Origin of the sequence: Azonexus sp. IMCC34839 (genome assembly GCF_047047955.1) — a bacterium.
GTDB lineage: Bacteria > Pseudomonadota > Gammaproteobacteria > Burkholderiales > Rhodocyclaceae > Azonexus.
Map to the genome: position 1 here is coordinate 21,821 of NZ_CP150631.1, position 16,685 is coordinate 38,505.

The window sequence follows — 16,685 nt, forward strand, 5'->3', positions numbered from 1 at the left end:
AGACGATGATCTTGGTCACCGGCGGTGCGGGCTATATCGGTTCTCATACCTGTGTCGAATTGCTTGAGGCCGGGCGAGACGTCGTCGTATTCGACAATTTCTGCAACAGTCATCGCGAATCGTTGAAGCGCGTCGAAGCCATCACCGGACGCCGCCCGCATGTTGTCGCAGGCGATATCCGTGACCGTGGTGCGCTGGAGCGGGTGCTTCGTGATTTTGCATGCGATGCAGTCATTCACTTTGCCGGGCTGAAAGCGGTGGGTGAGTCGACCATTCAGCCGCTCGCCTACTATGACAACAATGTTGTAGGCACCCTTCGCCTCCTTGAAGCGATGCGCGCCTGTGGTGTATTCAAGCTCGTCTTCAGTTCGTCCGCTACCGTCTATGGTGAACCGCAGCGGCTGCCGTTGACCGAAGAACATCCTTTGTCGGCGACCAATCCCTACGGACGAACCAAGCTGTTCATCGAGGAGATGCTGCGTGATCTCCAGCGGGCAGAGCCGGAATGGCGAATCGCGCTGCTCAGATATTTCAACCCGGTCGGGGCTCACCCAAGCGGCATGATCGGCGAAGACCCGCAGGGTGTTCCCAACAACCTGCTGCCCTACGTTGCCCAGGTGGCTGTCGGGCGGCGTGAATTCCTGCAGGTTTGGGGCAATGACTATCCGACGCCGGACGGGACTGGTGTGCGTGACTATATCCATGTGGTCGATTTGGCCAAGGGGCATCTGAAGGCATTGGCCGCGCTCGATGCGCCGGGGTGTTTTGCCGTGAATCTGGGAACCGGCACCGGATATAGCGTGCTCGATGTCGTGAAGGCCTTTGAAGTCGCTAGTGGGCGGCCGGTACCCTTCACATTTGCGCCGCGCCGGGCGGGAGATGTGGCGGCTTGTTATGCCGATCCGGGAGTGGCGGAGCAAAGACTTGGCTGGAAAGCCGAGCTGGATTTGTCCAGGATGTGCGCCGATGCTTGGCGCTGGCAGAGCATGAACCCCGACGGTTATGCATCGGCAGAAAAATTAAGTAATCGACCACGTTGAGCTTATGACTATCCTTGTTACCGGAGGTGCTGGCTTTATCGGCAGCAATTTCGTCCTCGAATGGCTGGCTGGTTCGGATGAGGCCGTCGTCAATCTCGATGCGCTGACTTACGCTGGCAATCTAGAGAACCTAGCTGCGGTGCACAGCGAAAAAAGGCACATTTTCGTGCACGGCGATATTGGCAACTTCGACCTCGTCAGCCAACTGCTGGCTGAATACCAACCGCGTGCCATCCTCAACTTTGCTGCCGAATCGCATGTCGACCGCAGTATCCATGGCCCCGAAGACTTCATTCAGACCAACATCGTCGGTACTTTCCGTTTGCTCGAAGCCGTTCGTGCCTACTGGAGCAAACTCGAAGGCGAAGCAAAAAGCCAATTCCGATTCCTACATGTCTCCACTGACGAGGTCTATGGTTTCTTGAACAAGGAAGACCCCGCCTTCAAGGAAAACAACCGCTACGAACCCAGCAGTCCGTACTCTGCGAGCAAGGCTGCATCCGACCATCTCGTACGCGCCTACCACCACACCTATGGGCTGCCAGTGCTGACGACCAACTGCTCCAACAACTACGGCCCCTACCACTTCCCGGAAAAGCTCATCCCGCTATCCATCCACAACGCCTTGGCCGGCAAGCCCTTGCCCATCTACGGCGACGGCCAGCAAATCCGTGACTGGCTCTACGTCAAGGACCATTGCAGTGCCATCCGGCGTGTACTCGAAGCGGGTAGGGTAGGGGAAACCTATAACGTTGGCGGCTGGAACGAAAAAGCCAACCTGGAAGTCGTCGATACGCTTTGTGCCATCCTCGACCAACTCAGCCCCAGGGCTGATGGTAAGTCCTACAAGGAACAAATCACTTTCGTCACCGACCGTCCCGGTCATGATCGCCGCTACGCCATCGATGCCAGCAAACTTGAACGCGAACTAGGCTGGAAACCTGCCGAAAGCTTCGAAACCGGTATCCGCAAGACCGTCGAGTGGTATCTCGAGAATCACGCCTGGGTCGCCAACGTGACCAGTGGCCACTACCGCCAATGGGTAGATCAGAACTACGGAGAACGGTCATGAGCGCACGCAAAGGTATCATCCTCGCTGGCGGCGCTGGCACACGTCTACACCCAGCAACCCTGTCGGTCTCCAAGCAACTGCTTCCCATCTACGACAAGCCGATGATCTATTACCCGCTCAGCAGTCTCATGCTGGCCGGTATCCGTGATATTTTGGTCATTTCTACTCCGCAAGACACCCCGCGTTTCCAACAACTGTTTGGCGACGGTAGCCAATGGGGTATCAGCCTGCAATATGCTGTTCAGCCTAGCCCAGATGGTCTGGCTCAGGCCTTTCTTATTGGCGCCAACTTCATCGGCAACGCGGATTCTGCCCTCGTGCTCGGCGACAACATCTTCTATGGCCACGACTTCCACAAACTTCTTGCCAATGCGAATCAGCGTACGACTGGCGCCAGTGTTTTTGCTTATCACGTTCAGGATCCAGAACGCTACGGTGTTGCCGAAATCGACCTGAATGGGAAGGTGCTCAGTCTCGAAGAAAAGCCCTGTCAGCCCAAGTCCAACTATGCAGTGACCGGCCTCTACTTCTACGACAACCAGGTTATTGATCTCGCCCAAGGACTGCAACCTTCAGTTCGTGGACAACTCGAAATAACCGACCTCAATCGCCTCTATCTGGAACTGGGGCTACTTAATATTGAGATCATGGGACGAGGCTTTGCCTGGCTTGATACCGGCACCCACGACAGCCTGCTTGAAGCTGGCCAATTCATTGCCACCCTGGAAAAGCGCCAGAGCCTCAAGGTCGCCTGCCCGGAAGAGCTCGCCTACCGACAGGGCTGGATCGATGCCGCGAAGCTAGAACAAATCGCCCAGCCACTGGTCAAGAACGGCTATGGCCAATACCTGTTGTCCATCCTCAAAGACAAGGTGATCGGATGAACGTCATCCAGACCAGGATCGCCGGCGTCCTCATTCTCGAGCCGAAAGTCTTCGGGGATGAGCGTGGTTTCTTCTTTGAGAGCTTCAACCAACAGTGCTTCGACGAAGCCGTAGGTTACGAAGTCACCTTTGTGCAGGACAACCACTCCAAGTCGGCCAAGAACGTCCTCAGAGGTTTGCACTACCAATTGCCTCCCAAAGAACAGGGAAAGCTCGTTAGGGTTGTGCAAGGTGAAGTGTTCGACGTGGCGGTAGATATCCGCAAGGACTCACCGACCTACGGGCATTGGGTTGGCGTCAAGCTGAGTGCCGAAAACAAGAAGCAGCTTTGGATACCGCCAGGTTTAGCCCATGGTTTCCTAACGCTCAGTGAGACGGCGGAGTTTCTCTACAAGACGACGGACTACTACGCACCGGAACTGGAACGGTGTATTCGCTGGGATGATCCAAAAATAGGTATTGCTTGGCCGCTCATAGCCGAGGCATGTCAATCGGAAAAGGATAAAGCCGCCGAGTTTCTGTGAATTCACTGCGCATCTCATCTTGTTTTAGCTTGTTGGTATTTTCGTAGGTACTTAGTTAATGAAATTTGCTGATCTCCCTCAGTTTTTGTCGGCCTCTGGAACATTAGGGCTGCCTGGATCCAAGAGTATTTCAAATCGAGTACTTCTTTTGGCTGCTTTGGCTGAAGGGGTAACCGAAGTTCGTGATCTGCTGTCCTCGGATGATACGGCTCGTATGTTGGAGGCTTTGCATGTACTGGGCGTGGCAGTTCAATCTTTAGGGGCCGGGGCGTGGCGTGTGGAAGGCGTTGCCGGCGGTTTCCCGGTTAAGGAAGCAGCACTATTCCTTGGAAACGCAGGGACAGCATTTAGGCCTTTGGCGGCGGTACTGGCGCTTGTTGGCGGGGATTATCGTTTGGAGGGCGTGGAGCGTATGCACGAGAGACCGATTGGTGATCTGGTCGACGCGCTACGCCAGTTGGGTGCGGAGATTGATTATCTGGGTAATCCGGGCTACCCGCCATTGCATGTCAAACCTGCGCAAATTCGCGCGGGACGTACCTTGAAGGTACGTGGTGATGTGTCCAGTCAGTTTTTGACCGGTTTGCTCATGGCTTTACCGCTGGCGGGGGAGACCATAACGGTCGAAGTAGTCGGTGAGTTGATTTCCAAACCTTATATCGAAATCACCTTGGCGACCATGGCGCGATTTGGCGTCGTGGTTCAGCGTGATGGGTGGCGTGCCTTTACGGTTCTGGCAGGTAGCCGTTACGTTTCGCCAGGGACGATTTACGTCGAGGGCGATGCGTCCTCTGCATCATATTTCCTCGCACTAGGTGCGATCGGTGGTGGGCCAGTTCGCGTTGAAGGTGTCGGGAAGGATTCGATTCAGGGCGATGTGCGATTTGCCGAGGCACTTGGTCAGATGGGGGCTTTGATTGAGATGGGGCCGAACTGGATGGAAGCAAGTCGTCCAGAGGGAGGGCTTGTCGGCATCGATCTCGACTGTAATCATATTCCGGATGCCGCGATGACCTTGGCGACGACAGCACTGTTCGCAAAAGGAGCGACAACTTTGCGCAATATCGCCAGTTGGCGGGTCAAGGAAACCGATCGCATCGCAGCGATGGCGGCAGAACTGCGCAAGCTTGGAGCGGTGGTTGAGGAAGGCGAGGACTATATTCGGGTGATACCGGTTGAGCGACTGGTTTCGCCGCCAGAGGGAATAGATACCTATGATGATCATCGGATGGCTATGTGCTTCTCGTTGGCAGCATTTGGGACACCGTTGCGCATCAATGATCCGCACTGCGTTGCCAAAACCTTCCCGGATTATTTCGAGCGCTTTGCGTCGGTGACCAAGGCAGCGCCGGTGATTGCCATTGATGGTCCATCGGCGTCTGGCAAGGGGACTGTTGCTGGGCGTGTTGCAGCAGCACTTGGTTTTTCCTATCTGGATTCTGGCGCTTTGTATCGCCTGACCGCTCTGGCGGCTTGCCGGGCTGGGGTTGCTTGGGATGATGAGCCTGCGGTAGCTGCAATTGCTGCGCAGCTGGATGTTGTGTTCGAGGGTGAGGACATCTTCCTCGACGGTGCCTTGGTTGGCGATGCCATCCGTACCGAGGAGATGTCGGCAGGGGCCTCAAAGGTGGCAGTGATGCCGGCTGTTCGCGAGGCTTTATTGTTCCGTCAGCGGGTCTTCAACAAAGCGCCTGGCTTGGTTGGCGATGGGAGGGATATGGGGTCCGTGGTTTTCCCGAAGGCGCAGCTCAAGGTGTTTTTGACCGCGTCAGCGGAGGCGCGCGCTGAACGGCGTTATAAGCAGTTGATCGAAAAAGGATTCTCTGCTAATCTCGCGGACCTTCTGGAGGATCTGAGGCAACGGGACGAGCGCGATGCGCAACGTAGCGTCGCACCCCTCCGCCAGGAGCCGGATGCCAAGTTGCTCGATACCACCCATTTGACTGTCGAACAGGCGGTCAAGCAGGTTCTCGATTGGGCTGCCGAAGCATTGAAGTAAAGGTGTCGTCACCTACTGGTGTCGATGTTTAACCACACTCAACCCGCTACGGTTATGCCGTGGCAAAAAGGTCTGTCCGTAATGGAATCTTTTGCTCAACTTTTTGAAGAATCCCTGGCTCGCCAGGAAATGCGTCAAGGCGAAGTCATCACCGCTGAAGTGGTGGCCATCGATCACAACTTCGTGGTGGTCAATGCCGGCCTGAAATCCGAATCCTACGTTCCCGTAGAAGAATTCCTGAACGATCAGGGCGACGTCGAAGTTAACATCGGTGATTTCGTCCAGGTCGCCATCGAGATGCTGGAAGATGGCTACGGTGCCACCCGCCTCTCGCGCGATCGCGCCAAGCGCATCGCTGCCTGGAACTACCTGGAGCAAGCCCTCAACGACGGCGCTCTGGTTACCGGCACCATCACTGGTAAGGTCAAGGGCGGTCTCACCGTCATGTCGAACGGCGTGCGTGCCTTCCTGCCGGGCTCCCTGGTCGACATGCGTCCGGTCAAGGACACCACCCCGTACGAAGGCAAGACCCTCGAATTTAAGGTTATCAAGCTGGATCGCAAGCGCAACAACGTCGTGTTGTCCCGCCGCGCAGTGTTGGAAGCCACCGCTGACGCCGATCGCGAAAAGCTGATGGAAAACCTGAAGGAAGGTACCGTCGTCAAGGGTATCGTCAAGAACATCACCGACTACGGCGCATTCGTTGACCTGGGCGGTATCGATGGTCTGCTGCACATCACCGACCTGGCCTGGCGCCGTGTTCGTCACCCGTCCGAAGTACTGGCTGTGGGCGACGAAGTTACCGCCAAGATCCTCAAGTTCGACGCCGAGAAGAACCGTGTTTCCCTGGGTATGAAGCAGCTGGGCGACGATCCGTGGGTTGGTATCGCCCGCCGTTACCCGGCCGGCACCCGTCTGTTCGGTAAGGTCACCAATCTGACCGATTACGGCGCATTCGTTGAAATCGAACAGGGCATCGAAGGCCTGGTGCACGTCTCCGAAATGGACTGGACCAACAAGAACGTTCATCCGTCCAAGGTTGTTCAGCTGGGCGACGAAGTTGAAGTCATGATCCTCGAAATCGACGAAGAGCGTCGTCGTATCTCCCTGGGTATGAAGCAGTGCCAGGCGAATCCGTGGGACGAATTCGCGATGAACCACAAGAAGGGCGACAAGGTGAAGGGTGCCATCAAGTCGATCACTGACTTCGGTATCTTCATTGGTCTGCCCGGCGGCATCGACGGTCTGGTTCATCTGTCCGACCTGTCCTGGAGCCAGTCTGGCGAAGAGGCGATCCGTAACTTCAAGAAGGGCGACGAAGTCGAAGCCGTCGTGCTCGGCATCGATGTCGAGAAGGAGCGCATCTCCCTCGGTATCAAGCAACTCGAAGGTGATCCGTACACCAACTTCATCGCTACTCACGAGAAGAACTCCATCATTCGCGGTGCGGTGAAGTCGGTTGACGCCAAGGGCGCCGTGATTGCGCTCGACGGCGAAAACGAAGGTTACCTGCGTGCTTCCGAGTTCTCGCGTGATCGTATTGAAGACCTGTCGCAGCATCTGAAGGTCGGCGATGAAGTCGAGGCGATGATCATCAACGTTGATCGCAAGACCCGTGGCATCAACCTGTCCATCAAGGCCAAGGATCAAGCCGAGCAGCACGAAGCAATGCAGAAATTCGCTGCAGAGTCTTCCGCCGCTTCGGGTACGACCAACCTGGGGGCATTGCTGAAAGCCAAACTCAACCAACAAGGCTGATAAGGCTCAAGCATGACCAAATCCGAGCTCATTGCCCGGCTGGCGGAACGTTTTCCGCAGTTGGTGGCAAAGGATGCCGATTTCGCGGTCAAGATGATTCTCGATGCGATGTCCGAAGCGCTGGTGCGCGGGGATCGCATCGAGATCCGCGGATTCGGAAGCTTTGCGCTCAACTACCGGCCGCCGCGCATTGGACGTAATCCCAAATCAGGGGATAAGGTCAACGTTCCGGCGAAGTGGGTTCCCCATTTCAAGGCTGGGAAGGAATTGCGCGAACGGGTCGATCAAATGACCTGAGGCTGGGTTTGGCCCAATGTGGTAGATTCAAGGGCAGTGAATGATTTCACTGCCCTTTTTATTTTGAATGTGATGACGATAATTACTTGGGGTTTGCGCCTCGTATTGTTTGTCCTTCTGGTGCTTTTTGCGCTCCAAAATTCCGCGCCGATCAGTTTGCACTGGTTCCCTGGGCAGGTTTGGGAGGGGCCGCTGGTGTTGGTCCTACTGGTTTTCTTCGCGGCCGGTGTATTGTTGGGTGTGCTTTCATTGCTTGGGCTCGTTAATAGACAGAGGCGCGAGTTGGCTGCTTGCAGACGTGGGCGCGTCAAAGGTGCCGATATTTCCAATGTGGAGCCACCGGCACTATGAATGAGTTGTTCGAATATTGGCAGTTGTTGCTGATCCCGCTGTTTTTCGCTCTCGGTTGGGCGGCGGCTCGGGTCGATATGCGGCAAGTGGTACACGAGTCACGTGCTTTGCCGCGTTCGTATTTTCAGGGCTTGAATTTCCTGCTGAACGAGCAGCCGGACAAGGCAATCGACTCTTTTCTCGAAGTGGCGCAGGTGGATTCGCAGACCGTCGAGTTACATTTTGCCTTGGGTAATCTGTTTCGCCGGCGCGGCGAGACGGAGCGGGCCATCCGCATGCATCAGAACTTGATCGATCTTCCGGATCTGGAAGAGCGAGTTCGTTTGTTGGCGCTTCTGGAGTTGGGGCAGGACTATTTGAAAGCTGGTTTGTTGGATAGGGCAGAGGAAATATTCAATAAATTGCTGGCGACAGATTTGGCTGAAGATGCCAAACGTAACCTGCTCGATATTTATCAAGCCGAGAAGGAGTGGCTGAAAGCCATCGAGATTGCCAAAGAATTGCCTGACGTCGCCTCGCAGCGCGACATCGCAGAGTATTACTGTGAATTGGCGGCCAACGAGATCATGCGCTCTCGTCCTGAAATGGCGCGCCAGTACCTTGATGTCGCCATGCAAAATAATCGCAAGTGTGTACGGGCGAGTTTGCTGCTTGGGGATATCCTGCAACAGGAAGGTGATCTGCTCGCTGCTATCGAGGCATGGCAACGCATCGAGCAGCAGGATCCTGCCTACCTTGCACTGGTTGCTCAGCGTTTGCTTGAGGGTTACCGGCGTCTGGAACGTCGGGATGAAGGAATCGCGTTGCTTGGCGGGTATCTTGAGCGTTATCCTTCGCTCGATCTGCTTGATGTTGTCTACCAACTGGTATTGGAAGCAGAAGGTACGGAAGCGGCGTATCGTCTCGTGCGGGGGGAATTGCAACGCAATCCCACCCTCCTTGGTTTGGAAAAACTGATGAGTGCGCGTTTGCCCTTGGCAGCCCCGGAGGTTCAGCCGGACGTCGAGTTGGCCAAGAGCATCATCCAGGGCTATACGCGCCGCTTATCGCGCTATCGGTGCGATAATTGCGGCTTTAAGGCGCGTCAGTTCTACTGGCGTTGCCCTGCCTGTGGTGGTTGGGAAACCTATTCACCCCGGCGCAGCGAAGAATTCGATCAATCCTTGTAGGAATACTCATGAAGATTACGGTTGTTGGCACGGGCTATGTGGGCCTGGTCAGTGGCACTTGTCTGGCTGAAGTGGGAAACGACGTTCTGTGTCTGGACGTCGATCCGGAAAAGATTCGCATCCTGAAGGAAGGCGGCATTCCCATTTATGAGCCAGGCTTGGAGGAGATGGTTCAGCGCAACGTGGCTGCGGGTCGTTTGCACTTCACGACCGATATCGAGGAGGCTGTTCGCCACGGTACGATTCAGTTTATCGCTGTCGGTACGCCGCCGGACGAAGACGGTTCGGCCGATCTTCAGTATGTACTGGCCGCAGCCCGCAATATCGGTCGCCTGATGTCCGACTATAAGGTTGTTGTCGACAAGAGTACCGTGCCGGTCGGTACCGGAGCCAAGGTCAAGGCGGCGATTGCCGATGAATTGAAAAAACGCCGTATCGATACGCCGTACAGCGTTGTATCCAATCCGGAGTTTTTGAAGGAAGGCGCAGCGGTCGAGGACTTCATGCGCCCAGATCGCATCGTTGTCGGTGCCGAGGACGAGCAGGCAATTCACCTGATGCGCGCTTTGTATGCGCCCTTTCAGCGCAATCATGAGCGCTTGATCGTTACTGACGTAAAGAGTGCCGAACTGATCAAGTACGCCGCCAACGCAATGCTGGCAACGCGTATCAGTTTCATGAACGAGCTGGCCAATCTGGCTGAGGTTCTAGGTGCCGATATCGAAATGGTTCGGCAGGGTATCGGTTCCGATCCTCGCATTGGCTATCACTTCCTTTATCCCGGCTGCGGTTATGGCGGTTCCTGTTTCCCGAAGGACGTCCAGGCGCTGATCAGGACGGCACAGGACGATGCCGGGATCAACCTGAAGGTCTTGAATGCCGTCGAGGCGGCCAATGACGAACAGAAACATGTTCTGACCAAGAAGCTCAAGGGCCGTTTTGGCGATCTTAAGGGTAAGCATTTCGCGCTTTGGGGGCTGGCTTTCAAACCCAATACCGACGATATGCGTGAGGCGCCGAGCCGCGAGCTGATCGCCGATCTGTTCGCAGCAGGTGCTACCGTGACGGCTTACGACCCGGTTGCCATGCACGAAACGCAGCGCATCTTTGGTAACGAGCCGCGTCTGAAATATGCCGAGAGCCCGATGGGGGCGCTGACTGGCGCTGACGCGCTGGTTATCGTGACCGAGTGGAAGGAATTCCGTAGCCCCGATTTCGAGGCTATCAAGGCAACGTTGAAGAACCCGGTGATTTTCGATGGTCGTAATCTGTACGATCCGAAGTTCGTGCGCGGTTCTGGGATCGAGTATTTCGCCATCGGGCGTTGAGTGCAGGTGAGTATGCTGGATAAGGTTGCAGAGGTTCGCCTGCTCGTTGTTGGCGATGTAATGCTCGATCGTTACTGGTTTGGCGAGGTCAGCCGGATTTCGCCGGAAGCGCCGGTGCCGGTAGTCAAGGTTGAGCGCCAGGAAGAGCGCTTGGGTGGTGCCGCCAACGTGGCGCGCAACGCCGCTTCTCTGGGGGCGATTACGGCGTTGTTGTCGGTGGTTGGCGATGATGACGCGGGCAGGGCGCTCGGGCGCTTGCTCGCAGATGGTCAGATTGATGCCGGGCTGCACATTGACCGCGATATCGATACCATCGTCAAGTTGCGTGTCATCGGACGGCAGCAGCAATTGCTACGCATCGATTTTGAGACGCCGCCGTCGCACGAAATTTTGCAAGCCAAGCTGGCCGATTTCGAGCAGCGCGTGACGCAGGCCGATGTGATCATCCTGTCAGACTACGGTAAAGGCGGCCTGACGCATATCTCAGAGATGATCCGTATTGCGCGTTCGCACGACAAGCCTGTGCTGGTCGATCCCAAGGGCGACGACTGGGGCAAGTATGCCGGGGCGACGGTGATCACGCCGAACCGCTCGGAATTGAAGCAGGTCGTCGGTTCCTGGAAGAACGAAGAGGAGCTTGCCGCCAAGGCACGCAAGCTACGCGGCGATCTCGGTCTGGAGGCCTTGTTGGTCACGCGTAGCGAGGAGGGAATGACTCTTTTCGCGGATGAAACCCATCATCAGGCGGCGCAGGCGCGCGAGGTGTTCGATGTTTCCGGCGCTGGCGATACCGTCATCGCCACGCTGGCGGTGATGTTGGCTGCCGGCGCCGATTGGGCCGAAGCCATCCGCGTCGCCAACGTCGCCGCCGGCATCGTTGTCGGTAAGTTGGGCACGGCCGTTGTCACCCGCGAAGAATTGCTCGCCGCATTGTAAGGAGAACAGGATGTATATCGTCGTCACCGGCGCCGCCGGCTTCATCGGGTCGAATATCGTCAAGGCGCTGAACGAGCGCGGCATCAAGAACATCATCGCTGTCGACAATCTGACCAAGGCCGACAAGTTCAAGAACCTGATCGATTGCGACATCGTCGATTACATCGACAAGCACGACTTCATCGAACGTATTCAGGCCGGGCATTACGATGGCGACATCGAGGCCATCCTGCACGAAGGCGCGTGCTCCGACACGATGGAAACCGACGGCCGTTACATGATGGAGAACAACTACCGTTACTCCATGATTCTGCTCGACTGGTGTCAGGATCAGGACGTGCAGTTCCTGTACGCCTCGTCGGCCGCCACCTATGGCGGTAGCAGTGTGTTCAAGGAAGAGCGCCAGTACGAAGGGCCGCTCAACGTCTACGGCTACTCGAAGTTCCTGTTCGACCAGATCGTGCGTCAGCGTCTGGCGCAGAATCCTTCGTCGCAGATTGTCGGTTTCCGCTACTTCAACGTCTATGGCCCGCGCGAGACGCACAAGGGCCGCATGGCATCGGTTGCCTTCCACAATTACAACCAGTTCAAGGCGGATGGCAAGGTCAAGCTGTTCGAGGGGTCACACGGCTACGAGAACGGCGGCCAGATGCGCGATTTTGTCTTCGTCGGCGACGTCGCCAAGGTCAATCTGTTCTTCCTGGATCACCCGGAAAAGTCCGGTATCTTCAATCTCGGTTCCGGCCGGGCGCAGAGCTTCAATGACGTCGCCGTTGCTGCGGTGAACGGCTGCCGCAAGGCAAAAAACGAAGCCCCGCTGACACTGGCCGAACTGCGGGCACAAGGTTTGCTGGAATATGTCGCTTTCCCCGAGGCGCTAAAGGGCAAATACCAGGCATTCACGCAGGCCGATCTGACCAAGTTGCGCGAAGCCGGCTACGAAGCCCCGATGGCCACGGTTGAGGAAGGCGTCTCCCAATACATCGAGTGGCTACATAAGCATGTATAAAACCCTGCAGGATTTTGTCGGAAACACGCCGCTGGTGCGCCTGGTGCGCATACCCGGCGCCGACAACGACAAGCGCGGCAATGTCATTCTGGCCAAGCTGGAAGGCAACAACCCGGCGGGCTCGGTCAAGGATCGGCCGGCGCTGTCGATGATCCAGCGCGCCGAGGCGCGCGGCGCCATCAAGCCGGGCGATACGCTGATTGAAGCGACCTCCGGCAATACCGGCATTGCGCTGGCCATGGCGGCGGCGATCAAGGGTTACAAGATGATCCTGGTCATGCCGGAGAACCAGAGTATCGAACGCCGGCAAAGCATGCGGGCCTACGGCGCCGAACTGGTGCTGACGCCCAAGGATGGCGGCATGGAACTGGCGCGCGACGTCGCCGATAAAATGCGCGATGAAGGCAAGGGCATCATCCTCGATCAGTTCGGTAACCCGGATAATCCAGTTGCCCACTATGAGGGCACAGGCCCGGAAATCTGGCGCGATACCGATGGCAAGATCACGCATTTCGTTTCCAGCATGGGAACGACCGGTACCATCATGGGGACCAGTCGCTTCCTCAAGGAAAAGAATCCTGCCATCCAGATCGTCGGTTGCCAGCCGGAAGACGGCAGCCAGATTCCCGGCATCCGCAAGTGGCCGGAAGCCTATCTGCCGACAATCTACGACAACACCAACGTCGATCGCATCGAATATGTCAGCCAGGCCGATGCCGAGGCCATGACGCGGCGTCTGGCCATGGAAGAGGGTATCTTCGCCGGTATCTCGTCCGGTGGCGCTCTGGCCGTTGCGCTGCGTCTGGCGCAGCAGCTGGAAAACGCGACGATCGTCTCCATCGTATGTGACCGCGGCGACCGCTATCTGTCGACTGGAGTCTTCCCGGCATGAAGCCGGTGCTCGTCTTCGACATCGAGACCATTCCCGATGTCGCCGGTCTGCGCCGCCTGAACGATCTGCCCGGCGAGCTTTCCGACGACGAAGTTGCCGAACTGGCCTTCCAGCAACGCCGGGCGAAGACCGGCAACGATTTCCTGCAACTGCACCTGCAACGCATCGTCACCATCTCCTGCGTGCTGCGTGCTGGCGACGGTTTCAAGGTGTGGTCGCTATCAGAACCGGATCTGGATGAAGGCGAGATCATCCAGCGCTTCTTCGACGGCATCGAGAAATTCACACCGCAGATCGTGTCCTGGAATGGCGGTGGCTTCGATCTGCCGGTGCTGCATTATCGCGGCATGCTGCATGGCGTCTCGGCGCCGCGCTACTGGGACATGGGCGATGGCGATTACGCCGATTCGCGCGACTTCAAGTGGAACAACTACATCAGTCGTTACCACACGCGCCACCTCGACCTGATGGATCTGCTGGCCATGTACAACGGCCGGGCCAATGCACCGCTCGACGAATTGGCCAAGCTCTTCGGCTTTCCGGGCAAGCTGGGCATGGATGGCGGCAAGGTCTGGTCGGCCTGGCAGGACGGCAAGATCGCCGAGATTCGCGATTACTGCGAGACCGACGTGGTCAATACCTACTTGGTCTATAACCGCTTCCGGCGCATGCGCGGCGAACTGACTGCGGAGGAGGAAGTGGCCGAGGCCGAATTCGTCAAGGCGCAACTGGGTAAGATCGACGCCCAGCACTGGCGCGAGTTTGTTGCAGCCTGGGGCTGAATCAAGGCCGCCAGGACGCTATAATTACGCGTTCTTAAACCAAAACGCAGAGATACAACCATGGCACTCAACAACGTTCCGTCCGGCAAGGCTCTCCCCGACGATTTCAACGTCATCATCGAAATCTCCGCTCACTCCGAGCCCGTCAAGTACGAAGTCGACAAGGAAAGCGGCGCGATTTTCGTCGATCGCTTCATGTCCACCGCCATGCACTATCCGTGCAACTACGGCTACATCCCGCACACCATCGCCGGCGACGGTGACCCGGTCGACGTCCTGGTCGTCGCCCCGTTCTCGCTGCCGCCGGGCGTCGTTGTCCGCTGCCGCCCGCTCGGCCAGCTGTCGATGACCGACGAAGGCGGCAATGACGCCAAGCTGCTGGCCGTGCCGGTGTCCAAGCTGACCCCGTTGTACAACGACGTCAAGACCATCGAAGACCTGCCGGAACTGCTACGCAAGCAGATTGCCCACTTCTTCGAGCGCTACAAGGATCTCGAGCCGGGCAAGTGGGTTAAGGTCAACGGCTGGGAAGGCATCGATGCCGCCCGCAACGAAATCACGGAAGGCATCCAGCGTTACAACGACGCCAAGGACAAGCCGAACTACTAAGCCGTCATGCTGCGTATCGCCGTTGCCCAGTTCAACGCCACCGTCGGTGACCTGACGGGCAACGTCGAACGTATCCTGAAGTGCGCCGCCGAGGCCAAGGCCCGCGGCGCCCATGTGCTGCTGACGCCGGAGTTGGCGATTTGCGGCTATCCGCCGGAAGACCTGCTGCTGCGCCCGGATTTCTATCGGGCATGCGCGCGGGCTGTGGACGATTTGGCTGCCCGTGTCGAGGGTATTGCCTTGGTCGTCGGTCATCCGGAAGAAAAAAACGGTTCCTGCTACAACGCAGCGACCGTGATCGAAAACGGCCGCAAGACGGCCGTCTATTACAAGAGCAGCCTGCCCAATGCGCAGGTGTTCGACGAAAAACGTTATTTCGCTGCCGGCACGGAGCCTTGTGTTGTCTCGCTGGGCGGCGTGCGTTGCGGCATCAACATCTGTGAAGACATCTGGGTCAGCGGCCCGGCCGAAGCGGCCCAGGCGGCGGGCGCCGAACTGCTCTTCGTCCTCAACGCCTCGCCCTGTCACCTGGACAAAACGCAGGAGCGTGTTCAGGTTGTCGGCGAGCGGATCGATGCGAGCGGCATCCCGGTCATCTATTGCAATCTGGTTGGCGGCCAGGACGAGCTGGTGTTCGATGGTGACTCCTTTGCCCTCGATGGGCGCAAGCAGGTGGTCATGCGTCTGCCGCAATTCGAGGAAGCCATTGGCATCGTCGATTTTTCCGCCGGTGAGTTGCGTTCCGACGACCTATGTGCCGAACTGCCGCTAGAGGCCGAGGCCTATAAGGCGCTGGTGCTTGGCGTGCGCGACTATATCGGCAAGACCGGCTTCAAGGGTGCCATCATCGGTCTTTCCGGCGGCATCGATTCGGCGCTGACGCTGTGCGTGGCAGTCGATGCGCTCGGTGCCGACAAGGTGCGGGCGGTGATGATGCCGTCGCCCTACACTGCGCAGATGAGTCTTGACGATTCGCGCGAAATGATCCGTCAGCTGGGTTGCCGTTATGACGAGATTGCCATCGAGCCGGCGATGAACACCTATGCCGCCATGCTCGATCCGCTGTTCGCCGGTTTGCCGGCCGATACGACGGAAGAGAACATTCAGGCACGGATCCGCGGCAATATCCTGATGGCCCTGTCGAACAAGACCGGGGCGCTGGTGCTGACCACCGGCAACAAGTCGGAGATGGCGGTCGGCTATTGCACGCTGTATGGCGACATGGCTGGCGGTTTTGCGGTGATCAAGGATGTCTATAAGACTCTGGTCTATCGCCTGTCGCGTTATCGCAATAGCCTTTGCCAAGGTGCGCCCGTTATTCCCAAGAACATCATCGTCCGGCCGCCGTCGGCGGAACTGAAACCGGACCAGAAGGACCAGGATTCCCTGCCCGACTACGAGGTACTTGACGCCATCGTCCGCGCCTACATGGAAGAAGATCGCAGTCCGCGCGAGATCATCGCTGCCGGTTTGCCCGAGGCTGACGTGCGGCGCGTCGTTCGCTTGCTGCGCATCGCCGAATACAAGCGTCGGCAGGCGCCGATCGGCATTCGCATCACGCCGCGTGGTTTTGGCAAGGATTGGCGTTATCCTATTACCAATCGTTATCCGGACGAATTTTGAAACCGGTCATTAGTCTGAGAGAGGACAAGCAATGAAGAAGATCGAAGCCGTCATCAAGCCTTTCAAGCTCGACGAAGTTCGCGAAGCCCTGTCGGAAGTCGGCATCACTGGTCTGACCGTGACCGAAGTGAAGGGTTTCGGCCGCCAGAAGGGGCATACCGAGTTGTATCGCGGTGCCGAGTACGTGGTCGATTTCCTGCCCAAGATCAAGATCGAGGTCGTGGTTGCGACCGAGAACGTCGATGCCGCCATTGATGCCATCATCAAGGCCGCCCGCACCGGCAAGATCGGCGATGGCAAGATTTTCGTCATGCCGGTCGAGCAAGTCGTGCGTATCCGCACCGGCGAGACCAACGAGTCGGCCATCTAAGCGACTACTGCGGTGCACTGCCCGAAATAGGCAAAAATCGGG

The 16,685-nt window shown here is 57.4% G+C and carries 17 protein-coding genes; all 17 read left to right on the forward strand.

The annotated features are described in order from the left end of the window. Positions 1-5 precede the first annotated feature (5 nt). Complete coding sequence (galE, locus tag WIF35_RS00240; protein ID WP_412479555.1) at positions 6-1,040, forward strand: UDP-glucose 4-epimerase GalE; 1,035 nt, start codon at positions 6-8, stop codon at positions 1,038-1,040. A gap of 4 nt (positions 1,041-1,044) precedes the next feature. Beyond that, positions 1,045-2,112, forward strand: coding sequence for a dTDP-glucose 4,6-dehydratase (gene rfbB / locus WIF35_RS00245; RefSeq protein ID WP_412479556.1), 1,068 nt, complete (start codon positions 1,045-1,047; stop codon positions 2,110-2,112). Beyond that, entirely contained in the window at positions 2,109-2,996 is an 888-nt protein-coding gene (rfbA, locus tag WIF35_RS00250) for a glucose-1-phosphate thymidylyltransferase RfbA (RefSeq protein WP_412479557.1), read from the forward strand. The genes rfbB and rfbA overlap by 4 nt, the downstream gene beginning before the upstream one ends. Beyond that, positions 2,993-3,520, forward strand: coding sequence for a dTDP-4-dehydrorhamnose 3,5-epimerase (gene rfbC, locus WIF35_RS00255; protein WP_412479558.1), 528 nt, complete (start codon positions 2,993-2,995; stop codon positions 3,518-3,520). The genes rfbA and rfbC overlap by 4 nt, the downstream gene beginning before the upstream one ends. 58 nt (positions 3,521-3,578) lie before the next feature. Beyond that, the gene (locus tag WIF35_RS00260) at positions 3,579-5,519 is read left to right on the forward strand and encodes a bifunctional 3-phosphoshikimate 1-carboxyvinyltransferase/cytidylate kinase (protein ID WP_412479559.1); all 1,941 of its coding nucleotides are present in this window, start codon (positions 3,579-3,581) and stop codon (positions 5,517-5,519) included. Between the two features lie 81 nt (positions 5,520-5,600). Continuing rightward, the gene (gene rpsA / locus WIF35_RS00265; protein WP_412479560.1) at positions 5,601-7,277 is read left to right on the forward strand and encodes a 30S ribosomal protein S1; all 1,677 of its coding nucleotides are present in this window, start codon (positions 5,601-5,603) and stop codon (positions 7,275-7,277) included. Positions 7,278-7,289: 12 nt separating this feature from the next. After that, the gene (locus WIF35_RS00270) at positions 7,290-7,574 is read left to right on the forward strand and encodes an integration host factor subunit beta (protein WP_412479561.1); all 285 of its coding nucleotides are present in this window, start codon (positions 7,290-7,292) and stop codon (positions 7,572-7,574) included. Positions 7,575-7,646: 72 nt separating this feature from the next. Continuing rightward, positions 7,647-7,925: a LapA family protein gene (locus WIF35_RS00275; protein WP_412481270.1), complete on the forward strand. Its 279-nt coding sequence runs from the start codon at positions 7,647-7,649 to the stop codon at positions 7,923-7,925. Beyond that, on the forward strand, positions 7,922-9,094 hold the full coding sequence (lapB, locus tag WIF35_RS00280; protein ID WP_412479562.1) for a lipopolysaccharide assembly protein LapB: 1,173 nt from the start codon (positions 7,922-7,924) through the stop codon (positions 9,092-9,094). Before WIF35_RS00275 ends, lapB begins: the two co-directional genes overlap by 4 nt. A gap of 8 nt (positions 9,095-9,102) precedes the next feature. Beyond that, the gene (locus WIF35_RS00285) at positions 9,103-10,422 is read left to right on the forward strand and encodes a UDP-glucose dehydrogenase family protein (RefSeq protein WP_412479563.1); all 1,320 of its coding nucleotides are present in this window, start codon (positions 9,103-9,105) and stop codon (positions 10,420-10,422) included. A gap of 12 nt (positions 10,423-10,434) precedes the next feature. Then, the gene (gene rfaE1 / locus WIF35_RS00290; RefSeq protein ID WP_412479564.1) at positions 10,435-11,358 is read left to right on the forward strand and encodes a D-glycero-beta-D-manno-heptose-7-phosphate kinase; all 924 of its coding nucleotides are present in this window, start codon (positions 10,435-10,437) and stop codon (positions 11,356-11,358) included. Positions 11,359-11,368: 10 nt separating this feature from the next. Next, entirely contained in the window at positions 11,369-12,367 is a 999-nt protein-coding gene (gene rfaD, locus WIF35_RS00295) for an ADP-glyceromanno-heptose 6-epimerase (protein ID WP_412479565.1), read from the forward strand. Then, on the forward strand, positions 12,360-13,259 hold the full coding sequence (cysM, locus tag WIF35_RS00300) for a cysteine synthase CysM (protein WP_412479566.1): 900 nt from the start codon (positions 12,360-12,362) through the stop codon (positions 13,257-13,259). The genes rfaD and cysM overlap by 8 nt, the downstream gene beginning before the upstream one ends. Next, positions 13,256-14,041, forward strand: a complete 786-nt coding sequence (locus tag WIF35_RS00305; RefSeq protein WP_412479567.1) for a 3'-5' exonuclease — start codon at positions 13,256-13,258, stop codon at positions 14,039-14,041. Before cysM ends, WIF35_RS00305 begins: the two co-directional genes overlap by 4 nt. A 60-nt stretch (positions 14,042-14,101) precedes the next feature. Beyond that, on the forward strand, positions 14,102-14,650 hold the full coding sequence (gene ppa / locus WIF35_RS00310; RefSeq protein ID WP_412479568.1) for an inorganic diphosphatase: 549 nt from the start codon (positions 14,102-14,104) through the stop codon (positions 14,648-14,650). Positions 14,651-14,656: 6 nt separating this feature from the next. Then, the gene (locus WIF35_RS00315) at positions 14,657-16,273 is read left to right on the forward strand and encodes an NAD+ synthase (RefSeq protein ID WP_412479569.1); all 1,617 of its coding nucleotides are present in this window, start codon (positions 14,657-14,659) and stop codon (positions 16,271-16,273) included. A gap of 31 nt (positions 16,274-16,304) precedes the next feature. After that, positions 16,305-16,643: a P-II family nitrogen regulator gene (locus WIF35_RS00320; RefSeq protein WP_412479570.1), complete on the forward strand. Its 339-nt coding sequence runs from the start codon at positions 16,305-16,307 to the stop codon at positions 16,641-16,643. The last annotated feature ends 42 nt before the right edge of the window (positions 16,644-16,685 follow it).

What these genes read in the sequence shown, in the direction of transcription:
- galE (WP_412479555.1), top strand. Translation starts at nt 6, where the DNA reads ATGATCTTGGTCACCGGCGGTGCGGGCTATATCGGTTCTCATACCTGT.
- rfbB (WP_412479556.1), top strand. Translation starts at nt 1,045, where the DNA reads ATGACTATCCTTGTTACCGGAGGTGCTGGCTTTATCGGCAGCAATTTC.
- rfbA (WP_412479557.1), top strand. Translation starts at nt 2,109, where the DNA reads ATGAGCGCACGCAAAGGTATCATCCTCGCTGGCGGCGCTGGCACACGT.
- rfbC (WP_412479558.1), top strand. Translation starts at nt 2,993, where the DNA reads ATGAACGTCATCCAGACCAGGATCGCCGGCGTCCTCATTCTCGAGCCG.
- WIF35_RS00260 (WP_412479559.1), top strand. Translation starts at nt 3,579, where the DNA reads ATGAAATTTGCTGATCTCCCTCAGTTTTTGTCGGCCTCTGGAACATTA.
- rpsA (WP_412479560.1), top strand. Translation starts at nt 5,601, where the DNA reads ATGGAATCTTTTGCTCAACTTTTTGAAGAATCCCTGGCTCGCCAGGAA.
- WIF35_RS00270 (WP_412479561.1), top strand. Translation starts at nt 7,290, where the DNA reads ATGACCAAATCCGAGCTCATTGCCCGGCTGGCGGAACGTTTTCCGCAG.
- WIF35_RS00275 (WP_412481270.1), top strand. Translation starts at nt 7,647, where the DNA reads ATGACGATAATTACTTGGGGTTTGCGCCTCGTATTGTTTGTCCTTCTG.
- lapB (WP_412479562.1), top strand. Translation starts at nt 7,922, where the DNA reads ATGAATGAGTTGTTCGAATATTGGCAGTTGTTGCTGATCCCGCTGTTT.
- WIF35_RS00285 (WP_412479563.1), top strand. Translation starts at nt 9,103, where the DNA reads ATGAAGATTACGGTTGTTGGCACGGGCTATGTGGGCCTGGTCAGTGGC.
- rfaE1 (WP_412479564.1), top strand. Translation starts at nt 10,435, where the DNA reads ATGCTGGATAAGGTTGCAGAGGTTCGCCTGCTCGTTGTTGGCGATGTA.
- rfaD (WP_412479565.1), top strand. Translation starts at nt 11,369, where the DNA reads ATGTATATCGTCGTCACCGGCGCCGCCGGCTTCATCGGGTCGAATATC.
- cysM (WP_412479566.1), top strand. Translation starts at nt 12,360, where the DNA reads ATGTATAAAACCCTGCAGGATTTTGTCGGAAACACGCCGCTGGTGCGC.
- WIF35_RS00305 (WP_412479567.1), top strand. Translation starts at nt 13,256, where the DNA reads ATGAAGCCGGTGCTCGTCTTCGACATCGAGACCATTCCCGATGTCGCC.
- ppa (WP_412479568.1), top strand. Translation starts at nt 14,102, where the DNA reads ATGGCACTCAACAACGTTCCGTCCGGCAAGGCTCTCCCCGACGATTTC.
- WIF35_RS00315 (WP_412479569.1), top strand. Translation starts at nt 14,657, where the DNA reads ATGCTGCGTATCGCCGTTGCCCAGTTCAACGCCACCGTCGGTGACCTG.
- WIF35_RS00320 (WP_412479570.1), top strand. Translation starts at nt 16,305, where the DNA reads ATGAAGAAGATCGAAGCCGTCATCAAGCCTTTCAAGCTCGACGAAGTT.